We start from the raw sequence: 20,615 nt of genomic DNA, 5'->3' as shown, positions 1-20,615 counted from the left end.
GGCCACCCGGCGGGCTGGCCTCGCGGGGGAGGATACCAGCACATGCGGAGCACGTCGGGAGGTCCCCGCGTCTTGTTGAGACGGCTTCGCGAAACCATGGCGGAGAAGGTCTCGGCGCAGGAACGCCTGGACAAGATCGTGGTGTTGATCGCGGCCAACATGGTGGCCGAGGTCTGCTCCTGCTACGTGCTGCGCATCGATAACACGCTCGAGCTTTACGCCACCGAGGGTCTGAACCGCGACGCGGTGCACCGCACCGTGCTGAACGCGCATGAGGGTCTCGTCGGCCTCGTCGCCAGCGAGGCCAGTCCGCTCAACCTCTCGGACGCGCAAAGCCACCCGGCGTTCTCGTTCCGCCCGGAAACCGGCGAAGAAATCTACCATTCGTTCCTCGGCGTGCCGATCTTGCGCGCCGGCAACACGCTCGGCGTGCTGGTGGTGCAGAACCGCGCCAAGCGCACCTATGTCGAGGAAGAGGTCGAGGCGCTGCAGACCACCGCCATGGTGCTGGCGGAGATGATCGCCTCCGGCGAACTGGCGGCGCTGGCGCAGCCCGGCGCGGAACCGGCGGCGCGGCATTCCCTGCACAAAACCGGCGCGATCCTCTCCGACGGCATCGCGCTCGGCCATGTCGTGCTGCACGAGCCGCGCGTCGTCATCACCAACTACATCGCCGAAGACCTGCCGAAGGAAATCAAGAAACTGGATGCAGCGCTGACCAAGCTGCGCGCCGATCTCGACCGCATGCTGGAGCGCGGCGACGTCGCCGATGGCGGCGAGCACCGCGAGGTGCTGGAAGCCTACCGGATGTTTGCCAACGACCACGGCTGGTCGCACAAGCTGCATGAGGCGGTCGCTACCGGCCTCACCGCGGAAGCCGCGGTCGAGCGCGTACAGTCCGACACCCGCGCGCGGATGCTGCGCTCGACCGATCCTTATCTGCGCGACCGCCTGCACGACCTGGAAGATCTCGGCCACCGCCTGATGCGGCAACTGGTCGGCCAGGATCACGCGCCCTCGCGCGAGCAGCTTCCCGAAAACGCCATCCTGATCGCGCGCGCGATGGGACCGGCGGCGCTGCTCGACTACGATCGCAAGCGGCTGCGCGGCCTGGTGCTGGAGGAAGGCACTACCAATTCCCACGTCTCGATCGTGGCGCGCGCGCTCGGAATCCCCGCGGTCGGCGAAGTCCCGAACGCGCCCGGCATTGCCGACCCCGGCGATCCCATCATCGTCGACGGCACCTCGGGCTCGATCTATGTCCGCCCCTCCGCCGAGATCGAATCGGCCTATGCCGAGCGGGTGCGGTTTCGCGCGCGGCGGCAGGCGCAGTATGCCGCGCTGCGCGATAAACCCTGTGTGACCAAGGACGGCCAACCGGTCGAACTGATGATCAATGCGGGCCTCGTCATCGACCTGCCGCATATCGACGACACCGGCAGCGCCGGCATCGGGCTGTTCCGCACCGAGCTGCAGTTCATGGTCGGCCAGAACCTGCCGCGCTCTTCCGATCAACTCGCGCTCTATCGCACCGTGCTGGACGCCGCGGGTGCCAAGCCGGTCACGTTCCGCACCCTCGATATTGGCGGCGACAAGGCGCTGCCCTATATGGAGACCGTGATCGAGGAAAACCCAGCGCTCGGCTGGCGCGCGATCCGGCTCGGGCTCGACCGTCCCGGACTATTGCGCGGCCAGATTCGCGCGCTGCTGCGGGCCGGCGGCGGCCGCGCGCTGAAGATCATGTTTCCGATGATTTCGGATGTCGCCGAATTCGACCAGGCCAAAGCCATCGTCGAGCGCGAACTGACCTACCTGCGCCAGCATGGCCACGCGCTACCGGAACGTATCGACGTCGGCACCATGGTAGAAGTGCCGGCGCTGCTCTATCAACTCGACGAACTCTTGAAGAAGGTCGATTTCGTTTCGGTCGGTTCGAACGACCTGTTCCAGTTCTTGTTTGCGGTCGACCGCGGCAACGCAAAAGTTTCCGAACGGTTCGACACCATGTCGGTGCCGATCCTGCGCGCGCTGCGCGATATCGTGCGGAAGGCGCAAGCTGCGAAGAAGATGGCCTCGCTATGCGGCGAGATGGCCTCAAAGCCGCTCGGCGCGCTGGCGCTGATCGCGCTCGGCTACCGCTCGCTGTCGCTGTCGGCCACTGCGCACGGCCCGGTCAAGGCGATGATCCTCGACCTCGATGCCAAAAAGGCGGAAGCTGTCCTGATGCCGCTGCTCGACGCGCCAGCCGGCAGCGTCTCGATTCGGCAGAAGCTGACGGAATTCGCGGAAGCCGAGGGGCTGTCGTTGTAGCGAGGCTCAGTCCCGACAACGCCACCTTTCCGTATCCGCTGCCTGAGAACTACGCCATGTTGCCCGAAGCCAAACTCGATATCCTGCTCGCCCATCATGCCTCGCTCGAGGCCGAGCTGCTGGGCCAGGTGAATTCCGAAAAATACGTCCAGATCACGCGCGAGCTCGCCGAGCTCAATCCGCTGATCGATGCGGTCAAGGCGTATCGGACGGCGCGGGCCGAGATTGCGGGCGCCGAATCGCTGTTGGCTGATGCCGGCACCGATCCCGAAATCCGCAGCATGGCCGAAGCCGAGCTCGAAACGCTGCAGGCGCGCGTCGCTGACCTAGAGCAGAAGATTCGCGTGGCGCTGCTGCCCAAGGACGCCATGGACGACCGCAACGTGATGCTGGAAATCCGCGCCGGCACCGGCGGCGACGAAGCCTCGCTGTTCGCCGGCGACCTGTTCCGCATGTATGAGCGGTTTGCCGCCTTGCAGGGCTGGAAGGTCGACGTGATCTCGGCCTCGGAAGGTACCGTGGGCGGCTACAAGGAAATCATCGCCGAGGTGCAGGGCCGCGGCGCGTTCGCCAAGCTGAAATTCGAATCCGGCGTGCACCGCGTGCAGCGCGTGCCCGACACGGAAACGCAGGGGCGGATTCACACCTCGGCTGCAACGGTGGCGGTACTGCCCGAGGTCGAGGATGTCGATGTCGATATAAAGAACGAAGATCTTCGGATCGAAACCATGCGCGCGCAAGGCGCCGGCGGCCAGCACGTCAACAAGACTGAATCCGCGATCCGTATCACGCACATTCCGACCGGCATCGTGGTGATGATGCAGGACAGCCGCTCGCAGCACAAAAACCGCGCTTCCGCGATGAACATCCTGCGCTCGCGCATCTATGACGCCGAGCGCCAGCGCGCCGACGCCGCGCGCTCCGCTGACCGCAAGGAGAAGGTCGGCTCCGGCGACCGAAGCGAGCGCATCCGCACCTATAATTTCCCGCAGGGCCGCGTCACCGATCACCGCATCAATTTGACGCTCTACAAATTGCCGCAGGTGATTGCGGGCGAAGCGCTGGGCGAACTGATCGACGCGTTGACGACCGAGCACCAGGCCGCCCAGCTTGCCGCACAGGGCGCGGCAGCGTGAGTAACATCCGGCTGTCGTCCCCGCGAACGCGGGGACCCATACGCCGCGGCCTCGCAATGTGGGCGGTAGGGGTCGAGACCTCTCGCAGCAATAAAGGCCTGTGGTTATGGGTTCCTGCGTTCGCAGGGACGACGGCGAGATTGTGGTTCGCCGCATGACGGATTTCGCCGGCCAGACAGTCGAGGCCGCGCGGCGCGCGCTCGCAGCGAGACTCAAAACCGCCGCCATCGAGTCCGCCGAACTCGATGCGCGGATTCTGACAGGCCATGCGCTGGGCCTCAACCTGACCGGCTTGATATCGGTCGCGCAGCGCAAGCTCACCTCGGACGAATCGGCTCACCTTGAGGAATTCGCCCGCCGACGTCTCGCAGGCGAGCCGGTCGCCCGCATCATCAGCGAGAAGGAGTTTTGGGGTCTGCCCTTACGACTCTCGCCGGCAACGCTGGTGCCGCGGCCCGATACCGAGACGGTGGTCGAACTGGCGCTGGAACTGCTACGCGCCGGCGGCGACCTCGCTCGTCCGATGCGTATCGCCGATCTCGGCACCGGTTCCGGCGCAATTCTTCTCGCGCTGTTGTCCGAATTGCCGGCGGCCGAGGGATTCGGAACCGACATCTCCGAAGCGGCGCTGCAAACCGCTGCGGCCAATGCCGCCTGCGCCGGCCTCTCGGAGCGCGCGACGTTCATCGCCTGCGATTACGCGCGCGGACTATCCGGTTCGTTCGATCTGATCGTCTCGAACCCGCCCTATGTCCGGTCGGCGGATATCGGCAGTCTGGCGGTGGAGGTGAGAAATCACGACCCGCTCGCCGCGCTCGATGGTGGCGCTGACGGGCTGGACGCCTACCGCGCGTTGATCCCCCAGGCGGCCGACCTCCTCGCCCCGGGTGCCGCCCTGGTGGTGGAGGCCGGAGAGGGCCAAAGCGGCCCAATCCAGGCCCTGATGGGGGCCGCAGGGTTAATGCCTGCAACGGCGCCCAAGGCCGACCTGGCGGGCATTCCGAGGGCGGTCGCGGGCCACAAAATGGCCCGATAAAGTCCTTTTGGAACGCAAAAAAACCCCTTGGAATATTCCCCCGGAGCGACTACGTTCCGCTCACAACATCGGTCCAGGGTTGCTGGCCCCGTAAGATCATACGGGTGAGGCCAGAGTTTCTCGAAACGAGAGCCCGCCGGGTGAAAGGTTCCAAACGCAGGTCGAATCGAGCGCAATAGCTGGAGCTGTGCTGCTCTCGACCGTAAAGCGAACGAAAGCCTGATATTGCGCTTGAAGACTTACGCAACAGCCAGTCACGCGAAGCCGTCACGCAAGGCGGTTAGACTGGTTTTGGCAGGCTGAATGATTTGATCCGGCGAGCAAATGTACGCCGCCGATTGGGGAACGCGTCTTTGCTGAACGCGAGGGTTGGCGAAATCGACGACATGAATTTGAACGGCATCGTGATTCGGTGCGCCTGAGTGTGCGCCGGATCGGATCAGGCTACGACGGCAACTGCAAAACATCAGGGCTGGAATAAAAGGCGAGACATGAGAAACGGTCAAAACAACAAGCGGATGCGTAACCGGAACCAAGGCAGTAACCGGAACGATGGCCGGCGCGGTCAGAACCCGATGACCCGGGTGTTCGAATCCAACGGGCCTGACATCAAGATCCGCGGCACCGCTTCGCACGTTGCGGAAAAATACGTTCAGCTAGCGCGCGACGCGCGCTCTTCCGGCGACCCCGTCGCGGCCGAGAATTACTACCAGCACGCCGAGCATTATTTCCGCCTGATCGCTGCTGCGCAGGAGCAGTTCCGGCAGAACCAGCCGCAGCCACGCATCGACACCGAAATGCAGCCGACGGAAGACGGTGACGACGAGGGCGAGAGCTTTTCGCATTTCGGCCAGGAGCCGGGCTTCGTCCCGCAGCAGCCACAGCCGTATATCCGCGACAACAATCCGCGCGAACGCGAACAGCGCGGCGACAACCAGCCCTATCAGCGCGACCACCAGCCGCGCGAACACCATCGCGATCGCGAGCACCGTCCGCAGCCGCAGTATCAGCCGCAAACTCAGCCGCAGCCGGTGATTGCCGATACCGGCGGGGTCGATCGCCTGCCTTCCTTCATCACCGGCCCGCAGCCGCAGGTGAACGGTGCGCCCGGCGGATATGAAGAGGGCCGCGGCGAGCGTTTCCCGCGCCGGCGCCGCCGACCGCACGGCCCGCGCCCCGACAACATGGCCGCGCCCGCCGCGCCAAGCGAAGATTTCAATCCGGGGAATGAGTAATCGTTCGTCTTCGTAGGGTGGGCAAAGCGCAAGCGTGCCCACCAACTTGCTGCAAAGACTGAGGATGAAATGGTGGGCACGGCGCTAGCGCGCCTTTGCCCACCCTACGAATCCCTCAGCCTGTCCCGCGTTGCCGTCGATGACGGCACCAGCGCCGGCTCCAGCGACGGAATCAGCCGCGCACGTTCGCGGCCCGCGGGGATCGCGCGATAGACCTGTTTGGTCGCTTCCACGATATGGACGCCGGCGAACGGCAGCGACAGCGCGGCGCCGACACGCTCCCATGCCATCGCCGAGCGCAGAAACCAGCTATTGCCGACCGGCGGCAGAAACAGCGCCTCGCCCCACGCCGCCGGCGTGAACCAGGTCTGCCGCAGCAATTGCGTGATCTGCGCGCGCGAATAGGGCCGGCCGTGACCGAACGGCGTATTGTCGGTGCGCGTCCACACGCCCCGCCGGTTCGGGATCACCGCAATCAGCCGGCCGGACGGCGCCAGCACCCGCCACACCTCGCGCAACAAGCGCTCCGGATCGTCGGACATCTCCAGCGCGTGAACCAGCAGGATCCGATCCACCGCGGCGTCCGGTAGCGGCATCGAGAATTCGTCGATCAGAGATGCCAGCGCCGGCCGCCCCGTCGGCCATTTCAGGACGCCCTGCGCCGCCGGCATGAAAGCGATGCAGCGCTCCGAATCCTCGCGAAACAGCCCGAGATAGGGCGTCGGATAGCCGAGCCCGAGCACGCGCTGCCCCGCCGCATCGGGCCAGCGCGCCCGAATGCCGCGGTTGATCAACTGCCGCGCCACGATGCCGAGGCGCTGCGAATAGAAATCGCGGAGATCGATGACGTCGATGGTCATGGGCACAATCTACCATACCGTGTTTCGTTGCGGCGCGCCGAAAATGGCATTGCCGCGCAAGCGTTAACGCCATATTTCTTGCAGATGATGGGGCTGAAAGCCTTAACCACGGAGCTGTCATGGCCGCGGAAATTCGTACCTTCACCTGCCTCAACGACAATTTCGGCTATTTGATCCATGATCCCGCGACCAAGGCCACCGCATCGATCGACGCGCCGGAAGCCGCCCCGATCATCAAGGCGCTCGAGCGCGAAGGCTGGACGCTGACGGATATTCTCGTCACTCATCACCATCACGACCATGTCGGCGGCATCGCCGAGCTGAAGCAGAAATATAATTGCCGCGTCGTTGCACCGCACGACAAGTCCACCAAGATTGCCAATGTCGACCTGCGCGCTGCCCATGGCGACGTAGTCAAGGTGGGAAGCCTGCTGGCCCGGGTGCTGGAAACGCCGGGGCACACGCTCGATCATATCTCCTATGTATTCGATAACGAAAAGGCGGTGTTTGCCGCCGACACGCTGTTCTCGATCGGCTGCGGCCGGGTGTTCGAGGGCAATTATCCGATGATGTGGGATTCCCTGTTGAAGCTCCGTGCGCTGCCGGACGATTTCAAGCTCTATTGCGGCCATGAATATACTGCTTCCAACGTCAAATTCGCGCTCACGGTCGACGGCGACAATCCGGCGCTGAAGGCGCGCGCCGAGGAAGTCACGCGGCTGCGCGCCGACAACAAGCCGACGATCCCGGTGCTCTTGGGCGATGAGAAAAAAGCCAACGTGTTCCTGCGCGCCGACGAGCCTGAGGTGGCGGCCAAGCTGCACATGAAGGGCGCCGGCGCCGCCGAAGTTTTCGGCGAGCTGCGCGAACGCAAGAACAAGTCCTGATGGCGCTGCCAAAACAAGCCGCCGAGATCATCGCGCGGCTCGACCTGAAGCCGCATCCCGAAGGCGGGCATTATCGCGAGACGTTTCGCGATGAAAGCGTGGACGCCGCCGGGCGTTCGCGATCCACCGCGATCTATTTCCTGTTGGCGCGCGGCGAACGCTCGCATTGGCATCGCATCGATGCGGTCGAGACCTGGCATTATTACGCGGGCGCGGCGCTGACGCTCTGGATCGCTGATAATGATGGGCAACGCAGCGTGAAGCTCGGCGCGAATCTTGCCGCCGGCGAGGCGCCGCAGGCGATCGTCCCGCCGCACGCCTGGCAGGCCGCCGAGAGCAACGGCGATTGGACTTTGGTTGGCTGCACCGTGGCGCCGGGATTTGAGTTTGAAAAATTCGAGCTGGCGCCGAAGGGCTGGGAGCCTTCTTCGTAGGATGGGTGGAGCGAAGCGATACCCATCAATTGCATCCGTGCGGTGACATGATGGGTTTCGCTTCGCTCTACCCATCCTACTTTTTCCACACCATATCCTTCGCCGCGATCAGGCCGCCGCCGGCGATCAGGATCGCGGCAATGGCGATCGTGGCGGTCGGCTGCGCGAAGCCGGCGAGGATCAGAAACAAGGTCGATAATAGCGGCGTCGCGTAGGACGCCGCTCCGAGCACGCGGATATCGCCGCGCTTCATGCCGATATCCCAGACGAAGAACGCAGCACCGACAGGGCCGACGCCGAGCGCGATGACGGCTAGCCATTGCCCGATCGTTTCCGGCCAGACCGTCTTCTCCACCATGCCATGGACGAGCGCGGCCAGCAGCGCGGTGGCGAGGCAGAAGCCTGCCACCGCATCGGTCGGTACCGCCTTGAGCTTGCGCGACATCACCGAATAGGCGGCCCACACAAAGGCGGCGACGAAGGCCGCCGCCAGCCCTGGGATCTGGCCTGGCGCAAAGCTGCCGGTATTGCCGGCGAACAGCAGCACCGTGCCGGCAAGCCCGAGCAACGCACCGATGATGTGATGTGGCGCCAGCCGCTCGCCCGGCAGCAGCGACGAGAACAGCACGATCAGGAGCGGCCAGAGATAATTCAGCAGGCCGGCTTCGGCCGGCGGCGCAAAGCGCAACGCGAGGAAATACAGCGCGTGATAGCCGAACAGTCCGCCGACGCCGACGACCCAGGCGACCGCTGGCTGCTTCAAGGCGCCAAAGGCGGCCGGCCGAAACAGGAAACTTGCGAAAGCGACCAGGGCGCCGATCGCAAATGTCATGGCAGCGAGCTGGAAGGCGGGAATCTTCCCAGTCGCAACCGTCAGCACGGACAGCAGCGACCACATCAGGATCGCGGTCAGTCCGATCAGTGTGGCGGAACGGGGATTCATGGGTCTCGTCATTGCGAGCGAAGCGAAGCAATCCATCTTTCTTGCTTGTATAGCTAAGATGGATTGCTTCTGCCTTCGCGTCAAAGCGCTTCGGCGGACTCCTAACCCTGCGAAGCTTGCGCAGCAAGCGGAGAAGGGTCGTCGCTATCGCTTCCTTGCGCAAACGCTTCGCGTTTGTCGCAGGCAATGACGAGGAAACATCACACCAAGTACTGGCCGCCGTTGATCGTCATGGTCGAGCCGGTGATGCCGCTGGCCTCGTCGGCAGCCAGGAACACCACCGCGCGGGCAATCTCTTCGGGCTCGCCGAGACGGTTGATCGGGATCAGCGGCAGAATGCTCTTCTCGAGCACGTCCTTCGGCACCGCCTGCACCATCTCGGTGTTGATGTAGCCGGGGCAGATCGCGTTCACGGTGACGCCGCCCTTGGCATTCTCCAGCGCCAGCGCCTTGGTGAAGCCGATGTCGCCGGCCTTGGCGGCGGAATAGTTGACCTGGCCGAACTGTCCCTTCTGGCCGTTGATCGAGGAGATGTTGATGATGCGGCCGAATTTGCGGGCGCGCATGCCCTCGATCACCGGGCGCGTCATGTTGAACAGCGAGCCGAGATTGGTGTTGATCACCGCGTTCCACTGCTCGAGCGTCATCTTGTGGAAGGCGCCGTCCTTGGTGATGCCGGCATTGTTGACCAGCACGTCGATCGGCCCGAGGTCGGCCTCGACCTTCTTGATGCCTTCGGCACAGGCGTCGAACGAAGAGACATCCCATTTGTAGACGGGGATGCCGGTCTCGGACTTGAATTTCTCGGCGGCGGCATCATTGCCGGCATAGCTTGCCGCAACCTTGTAGCCTGCAGCCTTCAGCGCCTTGCTGATCGCCGCGCCAATGCCTCTCGTACCCCCCGTAACCAATGCAACACGTGCCATGTCGTAGTCCTCCTTGGTGGCCTTCTTTCTATGCCGGAATTGTCCCGGTCTTTTGACGAAGCTCAGCCTTTGGTTTGAAGCGTTGTTGAAAACGCTTGCATAAGACGAAAATGCCCGGCGCTAGACCGGGCATTTCATCTTTACCAATTCGAGCCGCGGTTGCGAGATGATCTTTTCATCATTCAACCGATCACTCTGCCTTTAGTTCAGTCGCGTGCGATGCACATCGCGATGCCCATGCCGCCGCCGATGCACAGCGTGGCGAGGCCCTTCTTGGCATCGCGCTTCTGCATCTCGTGCAAGAGCGTCACCAGCACGCGCGCGCCCGACGCCCCGATCGGGTGGCCGATCGCGATCGCGCCGCCATTGACGTTGACCTTGCTGGTGTCCCAGCCGAGATCCTTGTTCACCGCACAGGCCTGCGCCGCGAACGCCTCGTTGGCCTCGATCAGGTCGAGGTCGCCGACGTTCCAGCCGGCCTTCTTCAGCGCAGTGCGCGAGGCGGGGATCGGGCCGGTGCCCATGATCTTGGGATCGACGCCGGCCTGGCCCCAGGAGACGATACGGGCGATCGGCTTCTTGCCCTGCCTGGCTGCTTCCTTGGCGGTCATCAGCACGACGGCGGCGGCGCCGTCATTGATGCCCGAGGCGTTGCCGGCGGTCACGGTGCCGTCCTTCTCGAAGGCCGCGCGGAGCTTGCCCATCGCATCGAGGGTAGCACCATGGCGCGGATATTCGTCGGTGTCGACCACGACGTCGCCCTTGCGGGTCTTGATGGTGACCGGCGTGATCTCGTCCTTGAACTTGCCGGCCTTCTGCGCGGCCTCGGCCTTGTTCTGCGAGGCAACGGCGAACTCGTCCTGCTGGGCGCGGGTGATCTGGTACTGCTTGGCAACGTTCTCGGCGGTATTGCCCATGTGATAGCCGTTGAAGGCGTCCCACAGGCCGTCCTTGATCATGGTGTCGACCAGCTCGAAGCCCCCCATCTTGACGCCACCACGCAGATACTGCGCATGCGGGGCCATGCTCATCGATTCCTGGCCGCCCGCGACCACGATCGAGGAATCGCCGTTCAGCAGTGCCTGGTAGCCGAGCGCGACCGAGCGCAGGCCTGAGCCGCAGAGCTGGTTGACGCCCCAGGCCGGGCTCTCCACCGGAATGCCGGCGTTGATCGAGGCCTGACGGGCCGGGTTCTGGCCCTGCGCCGCGGTCAGGATCTGGCCCATGATGACTTCGGAGACCTGGCCCGGCTCGACACCCGCCCGCTCCAGCGCGGCCTTGATGGCGATGGCGCCGAGGTCATGGGCCGGGGTGGTGGCGAACGCGCCGTTGAAGCTGCCGACCGGAGTGCGGGCGGCGCTGACGATGACGACATCGTCTGACATGGACATCTCCTTATGGGGTTTCTTGGGCTTGAGGTTGTTGGACGGCGGGCGGCCGGGGTGGCGTGCCTGTCTCTCGCCTTATGTTGTTAACCTCGTTGACCCATGTCAATCGGCCGGCGCCCAAAATCCTGCCGCGGCGCATTCAAATTGTTCCCCATGGGGTTTCGGTAGCAGCGTCCATGCCTTGGAATTAACCGTGCCGCACAAAACGGTAGCCGAACCGCATTGAAAATGCTTACTTTGCTGCGTTTGCGTTGCTCGTCTGCCCGTCGGCGAAGCTGCCGGGTTCCCTGCTCTCGGTGTCGATGTGTGAGCTTATGGCAAAGTCAGACCAACCTACGACCATCAAGAAGTACGCCAACCGGCGGCTCTATAATACCGGCACCAGCACCTATGTGACGCTCGAGGATCTCGCAGCGATGGTGAAGGAAGGCGAGGATTTTCTCGTCTACGACGCCAAGACCGGCGATGACATTACGCGCCAGGTGCTGGCGCAGATCATCTTCGAACAGGAAAACAAGGCCGGACAAAATCTGTTGCCCACGACTTTCCTGCGGCAGTTGATCCGCTTCTACGGCGACAGCATGCAGTTGGTGGTGCCGAAATATCTGGAGCAGTCGATCGATACGCTGACGCGCGAGCAGGAAAAATTCCGCAAGCAGCTCACCAACACCTTCAGCGGCACGCCGTTCGCGCCGCTCGAGGAACATGTCCGCCGCAACATGGAATTGTTTCAGCAGACGTTCTCGATGTTCAAGCCGTTCGTGCCGCCGCGCGCCGGATCGACTTCGCCGGAACCGGAGAAGGTGCCGGAGCCGTCGACCGACGGAGACAATATCGACGATCTTCGCCGCCAGATGAAGGACATGCAGGAACGCCTCGAGCGCATGTCGAAAGAGCCGAAGAAGGAAGAGTAGGACTCTCCTTCGTTTCGCGTTCTCCACTGTCGTCCCTGCGAACGCAGGGACCCATAACCACCAGCGTTGATTGTTTAGCGAAGCCGTCTACCCGACTGCCCGATTGATTGGCCGCGGCGTATCGGTCCCTGCGTGCCGCCTTCGCTAAAGCTTCGGCGAGCCCAACGTCAAACCCCGGCGAAGCCTTGGCGAAGACGACGGGTCGCAGGGACGACGCGCGGAGAGAGCTAACCCGCTGCTGGCAGCACCGCGTCCGTTGCCGTGCTCCACGGCCGTTGCGGCGACGCCAGCCCGATCAGGCGGCCCTGGATGTAGTCGCAGCCCCATTCGCGCAGCATCACGGCGGCTTCCTCGTCCTGCACCCATTCCGCCACCGTCTTGATCTGCAGGCGGTTGGCCAGATCGATCAGCGTATGCACGAAGGCGCGATCGTCGGCGGAGCGTGCGATGTTCTGCACGAAGGCGCCGTCGATCTTCACGATATCGACGCCGAGCTTGCGCAAGTTGCGGAACGAGGTGTAGCCGGCGCCGAAATCGTCGATCGCGATCTGGCTGCCGAAGCTTTTCAGTCGCGTGATGAAGCCCCTGATATCGTCGATGTCCTGGATCGCAACCGTTTCGGTGATCTCGACGATCAGCCGCTCGCCGGCGCCGGGATGCGCCTGCATCAGCGATTCGATTCCGGTCCACCAGTCCGGGTCCATGGTGGTATCGGGCGAGATGTTGAGGCTGAGCCGCACGTTCGGCGACGCCGCGAGCTCGGCGACCGCGAGTTCGAGCACGCGATGATCGACCAGCCGGATCAGGCCCAATCGCTCGGCGACCGGAACGATATCGGGCGCCAGCAGCGCCTGCCCGTCCTCCTGCTCCATCCGCACCAGGCATTCGTAAAATGCCGGCTGCCGCGAGCGCGCTTCGACCACGGGCTCAAAGGCGGTGACGATCCGCCGCTCGTTCAATGCAGTGACGATCTCGTCGGTGACGCGGATGTTGACGCGACGCTGGGCGTCGCGCTCGACGTTCGGCTTCCATAGCGAGAACGATCCGGCGCGGCGGCGCTTGGCGTCATCTAGCGTTTCCTGGGCGCGATTGACGGCCTCATCGGCATTGCGGGCGTAACGGGGGATGCTGATCGCGCCGATCGAGGCCGTCACTGAAACCGGGCCGGATTTGGTCGGGATTACCTCGTCGCGGATCCCTGCCAGGAAGCGCTCGGCCGCGATATTGGCGTCTTCGACGGTGCAATTCCTCAAGATCAGCCCGAACTTGTTGCCGGAGAAGCGCCCGAGCACGTCGCCGCCGCGCAGCTTGGCGCGGATGCGCTTTCCGACTTCCGCAATCACGGCGTCCGCGACATCGAAGCCGAACGCGTCGTTGACGCGCGCCAAATGATCGATGCCGATCAGCATGAAGGCGCACGTCGATCGGAGACGCATGGCTTCCTCGATCGCTTCCGCCAGCGAGGCGATGAGATGCGTGCGATTGAGTTCACCGGTCAGCGGATCGTGCATCGAGAGCTTCAGCAATTGCTCGTCGCGGGCACGGCGCTCATTGTTGATGCGGACAATGCCTTGCGCGCGCACTGGCTTGCCGTCGGGCCCCGCGAACCAGCAACCGGTTTCCTCGATCCAGAGTACCGGCGCGGAGCTTGAGGCTCGCACGCCATATTCGATGCGGTAGGCGACGCCTTCGCCGCCCCGCGGCGGTGGCGATCGAGTGAGGGCGTCCGTCCGGATCGAACGGGAGGGCTCGATCAGCCCGGCGAACCCGGCGCCACTCGCCAGCGCTTCCGCCGGAATGTCGGTGAAAACCGCGCCGGCATTGTCGCTCCAGGCGATGGTATCCGCTATCAGGTCCCAAACGAAAGCCGCCTGGCCTAGCGAGGCAAGAATGCTGGAGGCTTCCGGGACAGGGGGCATCAGATCGCCTCGATTCGGGACACCGCCGGGTGATTCCCTTGGGCCTTAAGGATAGTGGCTGTTTCGAACGAGAGGCTAGGCGAAGTTGATAAATAATCCGGAAACCATGTTTCAAGGACTTTCCGGGTTAGCCGGGAACGAAGCGGAAGGGAGCGGCATAGGCCTTGCGAGGTCAGATCGCAGTGGGGCGTTTCGTCCCGAAACGTGACAGTTTTAGCCGGTTGCGGTGCGCGATGCTGGATATCGATCGATCAGACGAAATTTTGGACGGCGAGTTCGTCAACGTCGATGAGCCGGCCTGCGTCGCGCTGGTGCCGGTCACCCAGTCCGTGCATTGGTCACAGCGAGCGGCCACGCCGCGGCCCGATCCGACCTTCCTCGCGCAGTTGATCGCAACCGCCGACCAGACACCGCAAACCCGCGGCCTGAGACGGGCCTCGCTGGCGGACGCGCAGACGGCCTATGGCGCCAGCCAGATCCGGTACTGCAACACCGGCTTCCGGACACGCCAAACCATCTAGAGCCCGGTTCCGATTGAATCAGAACGGGCTCTAGATTCTTGTTTTGACGCGTTTTCTTGACGCGAACCGGTATCCACTTCGCTCGAAAACGCTATGGATCAGCGCTGGTGCGTATCGGGCTTATCCGAGGGCGGAGGACCTGAGCCCGGCTGTAGTCCTGGCGACGAGACTTGGGGCGTAGGGCCTTGGGGCGTAGGGCCTTGGGGTGCAGGGCCTTGGGGTGCAGGGCCTTGGGGTGCAGGGGCTTGGGGTGCAGGGGCTTGGGGTGCAGGGGCTTCTGGCGCAGGGGCTTCCGATGACGACACTGCGGGCGACGGGGCTGCCGTTGAAGCCGCCTCGGGCGCGGCGGCGGGCTGCACCGGTTTCGGTTCGGCGTGATCCTTCAACACGGATTCGGCAACAGAGGCTGCCGCTGGTGTAGCAGGCGCAGGCGACGGGGCTGCTGCCGGTGCAGGCTCGATTTTGGGCTCGGCTGCCGGCGGCGCCTCGACTTTTTCGGCGGTTTTTGGCGGAGGCGCAGGCGCCGCCGCGACGGCACGGCGTCGTGTCCGCAATGCGAGGCCGGAGACGAAATCCACCAGCGACAGCGCGGTCAACAGGAAATAGGTCGAGGTGCCGAATTTCGGCCACAGCATGAATTCAGCCGCCGCCGCTCCGAACACGATCAGCGACAGCAGATGGTCGGTGAGATATTTCGCGCCGGGCCGCGCGCCTTTGATGACTTCGGCGAGCAGCAGCAAGATGCCGAGCGTGAGCAGCACGTCGCTCAGCGTCACGGTCCATTCCGCGCCCGACATCAAGGTCAGCTTCACCAGCGGATCGGTGAACGATACCTCCGGCATCAGGAAGACAATGATGTTGTAGATCGCGAGCGGAATCAGAAGCAGCGGAAAACCGACCATGGGTATCACGCCTTGCTAGAAAAGCCGGGAATGTTCCCCGGGCAAAGCATCGCTTCACCCTGTGGAACCGTTGGCCCACTCGTTGGCCAAATTCGGGCGGGCGCCACCGGAAGCGGCGCCTTATCGCCTATCCGGTCAGGATTCCTTCTTCTTCAGCACCTGCCGGCCCTTGTACATGCCGGTCTTCAGGTCGAGGTGGTGCGGACGGCGCAGCTCGCCCGAATCCTTGTCCTCGGCATAGGTCGGCTTCTTCAGCGCATCCGCCGAGCGGCGCATGCCACGCCGCGAGGGCGATGTTTTTCTTCTGGGAACGGCCATAACACAGTCCTCTAGGGGTGTTTTGTCGGAGGCATCGTCCGAAACCAGACCGCCCAGCGCTTCGCGCACGGGCTGCGATGCCGATAAGGCCGCGCTTATAGAGGATGGGCTGGCGTAAAGCTAGGGCAGGTTGCGGTAAAAGCGGCCGAAAATTGGCTCAAAAAGCGCGATTCTCGCTCCAACAGCGCTGCACGGCACTCGCTCGCGCGGTGTAGGTCACGGCCAGACGGCGCACGCCGGGGCCGGGATTGCGGGCGCTGCGCCTGACAGGGTTGGGCAGGATCGCCGCTAGCAAGGCGGCCTCGCGCGGCGACAGGGTCGAGGCCGAACGACCAAAGGCGTAGAGGGAACCGGCTTCCGCCCCGAACTGCCCGGACGGGCCAAGTTCAGCGATGTTGAGATAGATTTCCAGGATCCGCTGCTTGGGCAGCACCAGATCGATCCACATCGCAAGCGGTAGTTCCAGCACCTTGCGGACCACGCTGCGGCCGGGCCACAAGAACAGGTTTTTCGCCACCTGCTGGGTAATCGTCGACCCGCCGCGGGTGGGTTCGCCGTCCTCGGCGTCGTCGATTGCGTCCTGCAACGCGCCCCAATCGACCCCGTGATGGCTGCAGAATCTGGCGTCTTCGGAGCCGACCACCGAGCGCGGCAGGTAAGGCGAAATCGCTTTGAAATCGATCCATTGCCGCGATACCGGCGCGCCATTGAGCCAGCGCCATGCCATCAGGGTCGAGACCGGATGCCCGGTGCGGTAGAACGGCGTCACCAGATAGGGCAGCAACAGCACCGCCAGCAGGATCAGCACTAAAATTCGGACAATGCGCAAATTGGATGCTTCCGGTTCAGCCCCGGCCCACCGGGACCGCTGAACAGGCCCCACCCATGTGACATCTCCATGATATTTCGGGCGTTTTCCAGCGCTTTTGTGACGGGGGTCATGGAATTGACGAAGCGCCCGCCATCAAACATTGTCCGGGCCAAATTGATCTGGAGCTATTCTTAATGACGAACGTCGCTGCCGATTTTGCCAAACGACTGGACCAGACCGCGGAGGACACCGAAGCGCTGCTGGCGAAGCTGTTGTCCGATACGCTGCTGCCCGACGAGATCGCGCGGCCGAAGCGGCTGATGGACGCGATGCGCTATTCCAGCCTCGGCGGCGGAAAGCGGCTGCGGCCATTTCTGGTGGTCGAAAGCTCGGCGGTGTTCGGCGTCCCGCGCGAGGCCGCGCTGCTGGTCGGCGCGGCGCTGGAATGCATCCATTGCTATTCCCTGATCCATGACGATTTGCCGGCGATGGACAACAGCGATTTGCGCCGCGGCCGGCCCACCCTGCACAAGAAGACCGACGACGCCACCGCGATCCTCGCCGGCGACGGGCTATTGACGTTGGCGTTCGACATCGTCACCCGCGACGAGATCCACAAGGACGCCAATGTGCGCCTGCTGCTGACGCGGGCACTGGCGCGCGCTTCCGGCATCGGCGGCATGGTCGGCGGCCAGATCCTCGACCTCGCCGGCGAAGGCCGCTTCGGCGACCGCGAGCCGGTCGACGTGGCGCGGCTGCAGCAGATGAAGACCGGCGCGCTGTTGCGCTATGGCTGCATCGCCGGCGCGATCCTCGGCCAGTCCACGCCGAAGGAATACCAGGCGCTCGACGACTACGGCCGCGCGCTCGGCGAGGCCTTCCAGATCGCCGACGACCTGCTCGACGTCGAGGGCGACGCCGCAGCGCTCGGCAAGCAGACCGGCCAGGATGCGGCGCTCGGCAAAACCACCTTCGTCACCCAGCTCGGCATCGACGGCGCCAAGCAGCGCGTGCGCGATCTCCTGGCGCGCGCCGATTCCGCACTGTCGATCTTCGGCGCGAAGGGCGACATATTGCGGGCAGCCGCGCGCTTTGTCGCGGATCGCAAGAACTAGCGCTTCGGCTCTGATTGAAATCAGAACCGAAGCTCTAGATTCATGTTTGGAGGCGTTTTCTTCACGCGAACCGGTATCCACCCCCGGATCAAGTCCGAGGGAATGCTTCGCTCGAAAACGCTATAGCGCCTATCAGAAGGCCAGCGGATGGACAAGGAATTCGAGAAACACCTTGTTCGCTTCCAGAACCTGCCGATGCCGGTCCGCGTCGTCTACGGAAGGCCGCGGACCTTCATCGCGCTCGCGGTTGGCGTGGCCGTATTCTTCCTGGCGCCTGACACACTTCGGCTGGCGACACGTCTCATCGTCGGCTGGGATGTCTTCGCTGCACTGTATCTCGTGCTTGCCTACATCATGATGCTTCGCTGCGACGTCGGCCATATAAGGCGCAGCGCGGTGTTGCAGGATGACGGGCGTTTCCTGATCCTGTTAGTGACCGCGTTCGGCGCCCTCGCAAGCCTTGGCGCGATCGTGTTCGAGCTCGGCGCCTCGAAAGGCAATCCGACCGGGCTCATCCTGGCGACGGTGACGATCGTGTTGTCATGGGCGCTTGTGCATACCGCCTTTGCGCTGCATTACGCCCATGATTTCTATCGCGGCAAAAAGCCCGGCGGCCTGCAGTTTCCAAGCGGCGACGCGCACAAGGATGCGGATTACTGGGATTTCGTCTACTTCTCGTTCGTGATCGGCATGACCGCGCAGGTTTCCGACGTCGGCATCACCGACAAGGTCATCCGCCGCACCGCGACCGTGCACGGCATCATTTCGTTCGTGTTCAACACCGCGCTGCTGGCCTTGATGGTGAATATCGCAGCGAGCGTGATCTGATCGCTGGCGTCACGGCTTTGAAGCGGGACCCGGCCCCTCTGCGATCAGGACAGAGAAGAGCCGGGGCCCGGCGTGTCTGCGGTTATGGGCACACGCCCGACATGATGGCGCCGAACGAGTGGCAGCCCACCGCACGTTCGTGGCCGGTAAGCGGACGGCCTTGCTGGGACATCCCTGGAGCATTCGGATTCTGGGAACGTGTAACAATCGCCTGCCTTGGCTCCCGACCTTGCCGTGCTTCAGGAACTCGTCTTGCTTCCGGTCTGTCGCGCTTGGCGACCGGCTTCCTGGCGCTGCGCTTCTCGCATTCATTGTCGTCGTTGAGGAACGAGCCCTCCGCGCAGGTGATCTTGGTGCAGCGCTCGCCTTCGGCCTTGAAGCCGTGCTCGCAGACCAGCGGGCACACGCGCGCCGATTTCAGCTTGATCGTATCGAGCGCATCGACGCTGGCGACCTTGGTGTCGAGCTTGGTTCCGGCGTAGCGGTTGAACAGGGTCAGCGACCGCTGCGAGGCGCTATTCCAGTTGCCGTCGGCATTACCGGCGAGGCAGCCGACGCGGCGCAGTTCGGCCTGCACCGACTTTGTGACGTCAACCTGCGGCGGGCCGGCCGAGAGGGCAGCAACGTTCACGGCTTTGTCCTTCTCCGCGGGTGCCGGAGCCGACGCCTTGTCGGCGGCGGCGCTTTCGGCGGCGACGCGCTTCTGCTCCGCCGCGGCCGCCTGCTCCTGCGCCACCTGCTTGGCCTTTTCAGCCGCGATGCGCGCCTGCTCGGCAGCCTTGGCTTCCGCCTCGGCCTTTGCCTGCTGCGACTTCTGGGCGCCCTCGGCGGCGAGCCGCGCCCGCTCCTGCTCTGCGAGCCGCGCTTTCTCGGTCGCCGCCACGCGCGCCTCCTCGGCCGCAATCTTGTCGAGCTGAAGTTTTGCGAGGCTCGAATAGAAGCCGTCGGGATATTGCGCAAGGAAGGCGTTGAGCGCGCTCTTGTTGCCGATCTGTAGCGCGAGTTCGTAATCGCGGCGGGCTTCGGCCTGCGCGCTCAGGGCTGGCGCAGCGGTCGCCGGCGCCGCGCGCGGTGCCGGCACCAGCGGCACGTCTTCACCGCCGAGCGAACCATACACAAAGGGTTCCTGCCGATTGTTGGTCGTTTTGAGCACCTCATCGCGGACAAAGCCGAACGCGCGGCGCACGTCGAGCCCGGGCTTGGTCAAATGATTCGACAGCGCCGCCGTGAACGGACTGTTCCGCCCGTCGCCGTCGGCCGCAGTCGAACCGGCCTTCGCCGAATAGGCGATCAGGACGTTGGGGCTGGTCGGCTCGACCTTGGCCAGGCCTTGCCCGATCGCGCGCGACGCGACGGTACGCTTCATGGTGCGGGCAAACGGATTATCGCGGCAGGCGTCGAGAATCACGAGCCGCAGCTTCTTGGCCGGTTCGATTGCGATCAGGATGCGATCGAGCGAGAGGCCCTCGTCATAAATGTCGGTATCGCGTTCCAGCCGCGCATCGACGGGAATCAGGTAATTCGCGCCGTCAACTTCGATCCCGTGGCCGGCGTAGTAGACCACGGCAATATCGGCATCGCGCGCGCGATCGGCGAAGTCGCGCAGTGCGCGACGGGTTTCGGCCGCCGGCAAGTCACGGCGGGAATCGACGACGTCAAAACCAGCGTCCTTCAGCGTCGCCGCGATTTTGGAACTGTCGTTAACCGGGTTGCTAAGCGGTGCGACATTCTGGTAGGCGGAATTGCCGAGGATCAGCGCGACGCGCTTCTCGGCAAAGGCCGGCTCGCTCACCAGCAGGAAGGCGGCGGCTGCAAGTGCCCATCGGCACAATTTTAGCGATCCAGACATCATCATGACTCCTCCGGAGTCTCGTACTTTTTTACCACACCGGTCTGCCTATCAGAAGCCAGACCACCGCTTTGTGAGTTAAGTCACGAACCACGCAGACGTGAATCGGCCTCCTCGCTATATCCTTAGTCAGGCGAACAGGCCCGCAGGTTCGGCCACCGCCTTTGCCGTTTCCACCGGGGTTCCCGGCGCAGCCCCGCGGGGACAGGCGCATTCTTCGGCAACGATGCGAGCGTTCGCGTTTTCTCAATAGCGCAATCCGCCGGTCCATGGCTAAATTCAC

Annotated in this window: 19 protein-coding genes; 10 read left to right on the top strand and 9 right to left on the bottom strand. The window is 63.9% G+C overall.

Annotation, left to right across the window (positions count from 1 at the left end; genetic code table 11):
- Positions 1–42 precede the first annotated feature (42 nt).
- The 4 genes from ptsP (at position 43) to V1277_RS16395 (ending at position 5,717) form a co-directional block, all read left to right on the top strand.
- The gene (ptsP, locus tag V1277_RS16410; protein WP_334417231.1) at positions 43–2,310 is read left to right on the top strand and encodes a phosphoenolpyruvate--protein phosphotransferase; all 2,268 of its coding nucleotides are present in this window, start codon (positions 43–45) and stop codon (positions 2,308–2,310) included.
- Positions 2,311–2,366: 56 nt separating this feature from the next.
- Positions 2,367–3,446 carry a peptide chain release factor 1 gene (gene prfA / locus V1277_RS16405; protein ID WP_065746589.1) on the top strand — a complete coding sequence of 360 codons (1,080 nt, stop codon included), beginning with the start codon at positions 2,367–2,369 and terminating at the stop codon, positions 3,444–3,446.
- Between the two features lie 154 nt (positions 3,447–3,600).
- On the top strand, positions 3,601–4,482 hold the full coding sequence (prmC, locus tag V1277_RS16400) for a peptide chain release factor N(5)-glutamine methyltransferase (RefSeq protein ID WP_334417230.1): 882 nt from the start codon (positions 3,601–3,603) through the stop codon (positions 4,480–4,482).
- A gap of 491 nt (positions 4,483–4,973) precedes the next feature.
- Positions 4,974–5,717, top strand: a complete 744-nt coding sequence (locus tag V1277_RS16395) for a DUF4167 domain-containing protein (RefSeq protein WP_334417229.1) — start codon at positions 4,974–4,976, stop codon at positions 5,715–5,717.
- A 104-nt stretch (positions 5,718–5,821) separates the two neighbouring features.
- Here V1277_RS16395 and V1277_RS16390 read toward each other — a convergent pair whose 3' ends face one another.
- Positions 5,822–6,577, bottom strand: coding sequence for a methyltransferase domain-containing protein (locus V1277_RS16390; protein WP_334417228.1), 756 nt, complete (start codon positions 6,575–6,577; stop codon positions 5,822–5,824).
- A 119-nt stretch (positions 6,578–6,696) separates the two neighbouring features.
- Here V1277_RS16390 and gloB point away from each other — a divergent pair, with 119 nt between their 5' ends.
- Both gloB and V1277_RS16380 read left to right on the top strand, forming a co-directional pair.
- The gene (gene gloB, locus V1277_RS16385; protein ID WP_334417227.1) at positions 6,697–7,464 is read left to right on the top strand and encodes a hydroxyacylglutathione hydrolase; all 768 of its coding nucleotides are present in this window, start codon (positions 6,697–6,699) and stop codon (positions 7,462–7,464) included.
- Positions 7,464–7,898 (top strand): cupin domain-containing protein, encoded by a 435-nt coding sequence (locus V1277_RS16380; RefSeq protein ID WP_442894492.1) that lies wholly within the window; start codon positions 7,464–7,466, stop codon positions 7,896–7,898. The genes gloB and V1277_RS16380 overlap by 1 nt, the downstream gene beginning before the upstream one ends.
- A gap of 76 nt (positions 7,899–7,974) precedes the next feature.
- On the opposite strand, the gene yddG is transcribed toward V1277_RS16380, so the two are convergent.
- The 3 genes from yddG to V1277_RS16365 form a co-directional block, all read right to left on the bottom strand.
- On the bottom strand, positions 7,975–8,841 hold the full coding sequence (gene yddG, locus V1277_RS16375; protein ID WP_334417226.1) for an aromatic amino acid exporter YddG: 867 nt from the start codon (positions 8,839–8,841) through the stop codon (positions 7,975–7,977).
- Positions 8,842–9,041: 200 nt separating this feature from the next.
- Positions 9,042–9,767 (bottom strand): acetoacetyl-CoA reductase, encoded by a 726-nt coding sequence (phbB, locus tag V1277_RS16370; protein ID WP_334366073.1) that lies wholly within the window; start codon positions 9,765–9,767, stop codon positions 9,042–9,044.
- A gap of 206 nt (positions 9,768–9,973) precedes the next feature.
- On the bottom strand, positions 9,974–11,152 hold the full coding sequence (locus V1277_RS16365) for an acetyl-CoA C-acetyltransferase (protein WP_334371202.1): 1,179 nt from the start codon (positions 11,150–11,152) through the stop codon (positions 9,974–9,976).
- A 317-nt stretch (positions 11,153–11,469) separates the two neighbouring features.
- On the opposite strand from V1277_RS16365, the gene phaR reads away from it, so the two are divergent.
- Entirely contained in the window at positions 11,470–12,069 is a 600-nt protein-coding gene (phaR, locus tag V1277_RS16360) for a polyhydroxyalkanoate synthesis repressor PhaR (RefSeq protein WP_334366071.1), read from the top strand.
- A gap of 227 nt (positions 12,070–12,296) precedes the next feature.
- On the opposite strand, the gene V1277_RS16355 is transcribed toward phaR, so the two are convergent.
- The gene (locus tag V1277_RS16355; protein WP_334417225.1) at positions 12,297–13,988 is read right to left on the bottom strand and encodes a putative bifunctional diguanylate cyclase/phosphodiesterase; all 1,692 of its coding nucleotides are present in this window, start codon (positions 13,986–13,988) and stop codon (positions 12,297–12,299) included.
- 233 nt (positions 13,989–14,221) lie between these two features.
- Here V1277_RS16355 and V1277_RS16350 point away from each other — a divergent pair, with 233 nt between their 5' ends.
- Positions 14,222–14,509, top strand: coding sequence for a hypothetical protein (locus V1277_RS16350; RefSeq protein ID WP_334417223.1), 288 nt, complete (start codon positions 14,222–14,224; stop codon positions 14,507–14,509).
- A gap of 98 nt (positions 14,510–14,607) precedes the next feature.
- On the opposite strand, the gene V1277_RS16345 is transcribed toward V1277_RS16350, so the two are convergent.
- From V1277_RS16345 to mtgA, 3 genes are all read right to left on the bottom strand, one after another.
- On the bottom strand, positions 14,608–15,411 hold the full coding sequence (locus V1277_RS16345; protein WP_334417222.1) for a hypothetical protein: 804 nt from the start codon (positions 15,409–15,411) through the stop codon (positions 14,608–14,610).
- Between the two features lie 135 nt (positions 15,412–15,546).
- On the bottom strand, positions 15,547–15,729 hold the full coding sequence (gene rpmF / locus V1277_RS16340) for a 50S ribosomal protein L32 (RefSeq protein WP_028347701.1): 183 nt from the start codon (positions 15,727–15,729) through the stop codon (positions 15,547–15,549).
- Between the two features lie 157 nt (positions 15,730–15,886).
- Positions 15,887–16,558, bottom strand: a complete 672-nt coding sequence (gene mtgA / locus V1277_RS16335; RefSeq protein WP_334417221.1) for a monofunctional biosynthetic peptidoglycan transglycosylase — start codon at positions 16,556–16,558, stop codon at positions 15,887–15,889.
- A gap of 176 nt (positions 16,559–16,734) precedes the next feature.
- On the opposite strand from mtgA, the gene V1277_RS16330 reads away from it, so the two are divergent.
- Positions 16,735–17,655 (top strand): polyprenyl synthetase family protein, encoded by a 921-nt coding sequence (locus V1277_RS16330; RefSeq protein WP_334417220.1) that lies wholly within the window; start codon positions 16,735–16,737, stop codon positions 17,653–17,655.
- Positions 17,656–17,802: 147 nt separating this feature from the next.
- Positions 17,803–18,483, top strand: coding sequence for a DUF1345 domain-containing protein (locus V1277_RS16325; RefSeq protein ID WP_334417219.1), 681 nt, complete (start codon positions 17,803–17,805; stop codon positions 18,481–18,483).
- A gap of 82 nt (positions 18,484–18,565) precedes the next feature.
- Here V1277_RS16325 and V1277_RS16320 read toward each other — a convergent pair whose 3' ends face one another.
- A complete protein-coding gene (locus V1277_RS16320; protein ID WP_334420391.1) occupies positions 18,566–20,332 on the bottom strand; it encodes a caspase family protein in 1,767 nt (588 codons plus the stop codon).
- Positions 20,333–20,615: the final 283 nt, after the last annotated feature.

The sequence above is a fragment of the Bradyrhizobium sp. AZCC 1588 genome, from assembly GCF_036924735.1.
Lineage (GTDB): Bacteria > Pseudomonadota > Alphaproteobacteria > Rhizobiales > Xanthobacteraceae > Bradyrhizobium.
The sequence above is the reverse complement of the archived record's forward strand: the minus strand, read 5'-3'. Positions and strand labels throughout refer to the sequence as shown.

What these genes read in the sequence shown, in the direction of transcription:
- ptsP (WP_334417231.1), top strand. Translation starts at nt 43, where the DNA reads ATGCGGAGCACGTCGGGAGGTCCCCGCGTCTTGTTGAGACGGCTTCGC.
- prfA (WP_065746589.1), top strand. Translation starts at nt 2,367, where the DNA reads ATGTTGCCCGAAGCCAAACTCGATATCCTGCTCGCCCATCATGCCTCG.
- prmC (WP_334417230.1), top strand. Translation starts at nt 3,601, where the DNA reads ATGACGGATTTCGCCGGCCAGACAGTCGAGGCCGCGCGGCGCGCGCTC.
- V1277_RS16395 (WP_334417229.1), top strand. Translation starts at nt 4,974, where the DNA reads ATGAGAAACGGTCAAAACAACAAGCGGATGCGTAACCGGAACCAAGGC.
- V1277_RS16390 (WP_334417228.1), bottom strand. Translation starts at nt 6,577, where the DNA reads ATGACCATCGACGTCATCGATCTCCGCGATTTCTATTCGCAGCGCCTC.
- gloB (WP_334417227.1), top strand. Translation starts at nt 6,697, where the DNA reads ATGGCCGCGGAAATTCGTACCTTCACCTGCCTCAACGACAATTTCGGC.
- V1277_RS16380 (WP_442894492.1), top strand. Translation starts at nt 7,464, where the DNA reads ATGGCGCTGCCAAAACAAGCCGCCGAGATCATCGCGCGGCTCGACCTG.
- yddG (WP_334417226.1), bottom strand. Translation starts at nt 8,841, where the DNA reads ATGAATCCCCGTTCCGCCACACTGATCGGACTGACCGCGATCCTGATG.
- phbB (WP_334366073.1), bottom strand. Translation starts at nt 9,767, where the DNA reads ATGGCACGTGTTGCATTGGTTACGGGGGGTACGAGAGGCATTGGCGCG.
- V1277_RS16365 (WP_334371202.1), bottom strand. Translation starts at nt 11,152, where the DNA reads ATGTCAGACGATGTCGTCATCGTCAGCGCCGCCCGCACTCCGGTCGGC.
- phaR (WP_334366071.1), top strand. Translation starts at nt 11,470, where the DNA reads ATGGCAAAGTCAGACCAACCTACGACCATCAAGAAGTACGCCAACCGG.
- V1277_RS16355 (WP_334417225.1), bottom strand. Translation starts at nt 13,988, where the DNA reads ATGCCCCCTGTCCCGGAAGCCTCCAGCATTCTTGCCTCGCTAGGCCAG.
- V1277_RS16350 (WP_334417223.1), top strand. Translation starts at nt 14,222, where the DNA reads ATGCTGGATATCGATCGATCAGACGAAATTTTGGACGGCGAGTTCGTC.
- V1277_RS16345 (WP_334417222.1), bottom strand. Translation starts at nt 15,411, where the DNA reads ATGGTCGGTTTTCCGCTGCTTCTGATTCCGCTCGCGATCTACAACATC.
- rpmF (WP_028347701.1), bottom strand. Translation starts at nt 15,729, where the DNA reads ATGGCCGTTCCCAGAAGAAAAACATCGCCCTCGCGGCGTGGCATGCGC.
- V1277_RS16330 (WP_334417220.1), top strand. Translation starts at nt 16,735, where the DNA reads ATGACGAACGTCGCTGCCGATTTTGCCAAACGACTGGACCAGACCGCG.
- V1277_RS16325 (WP_334417219.1), top strand. Translation starts at nt 17,803, where the DNA reads ATGGACAAGGAATTCGAGAAACACCTTGTTCGCTTCCAGAACCTGCCG.
- V1277_RS16320 (WP_334420391.1), bottom strand. Translation starts at nt 20,332, where the DNA reads ATGTCTGGATCGCTAAAATTGTGCCGATGGGCACTTGCAGCCGCCGCC.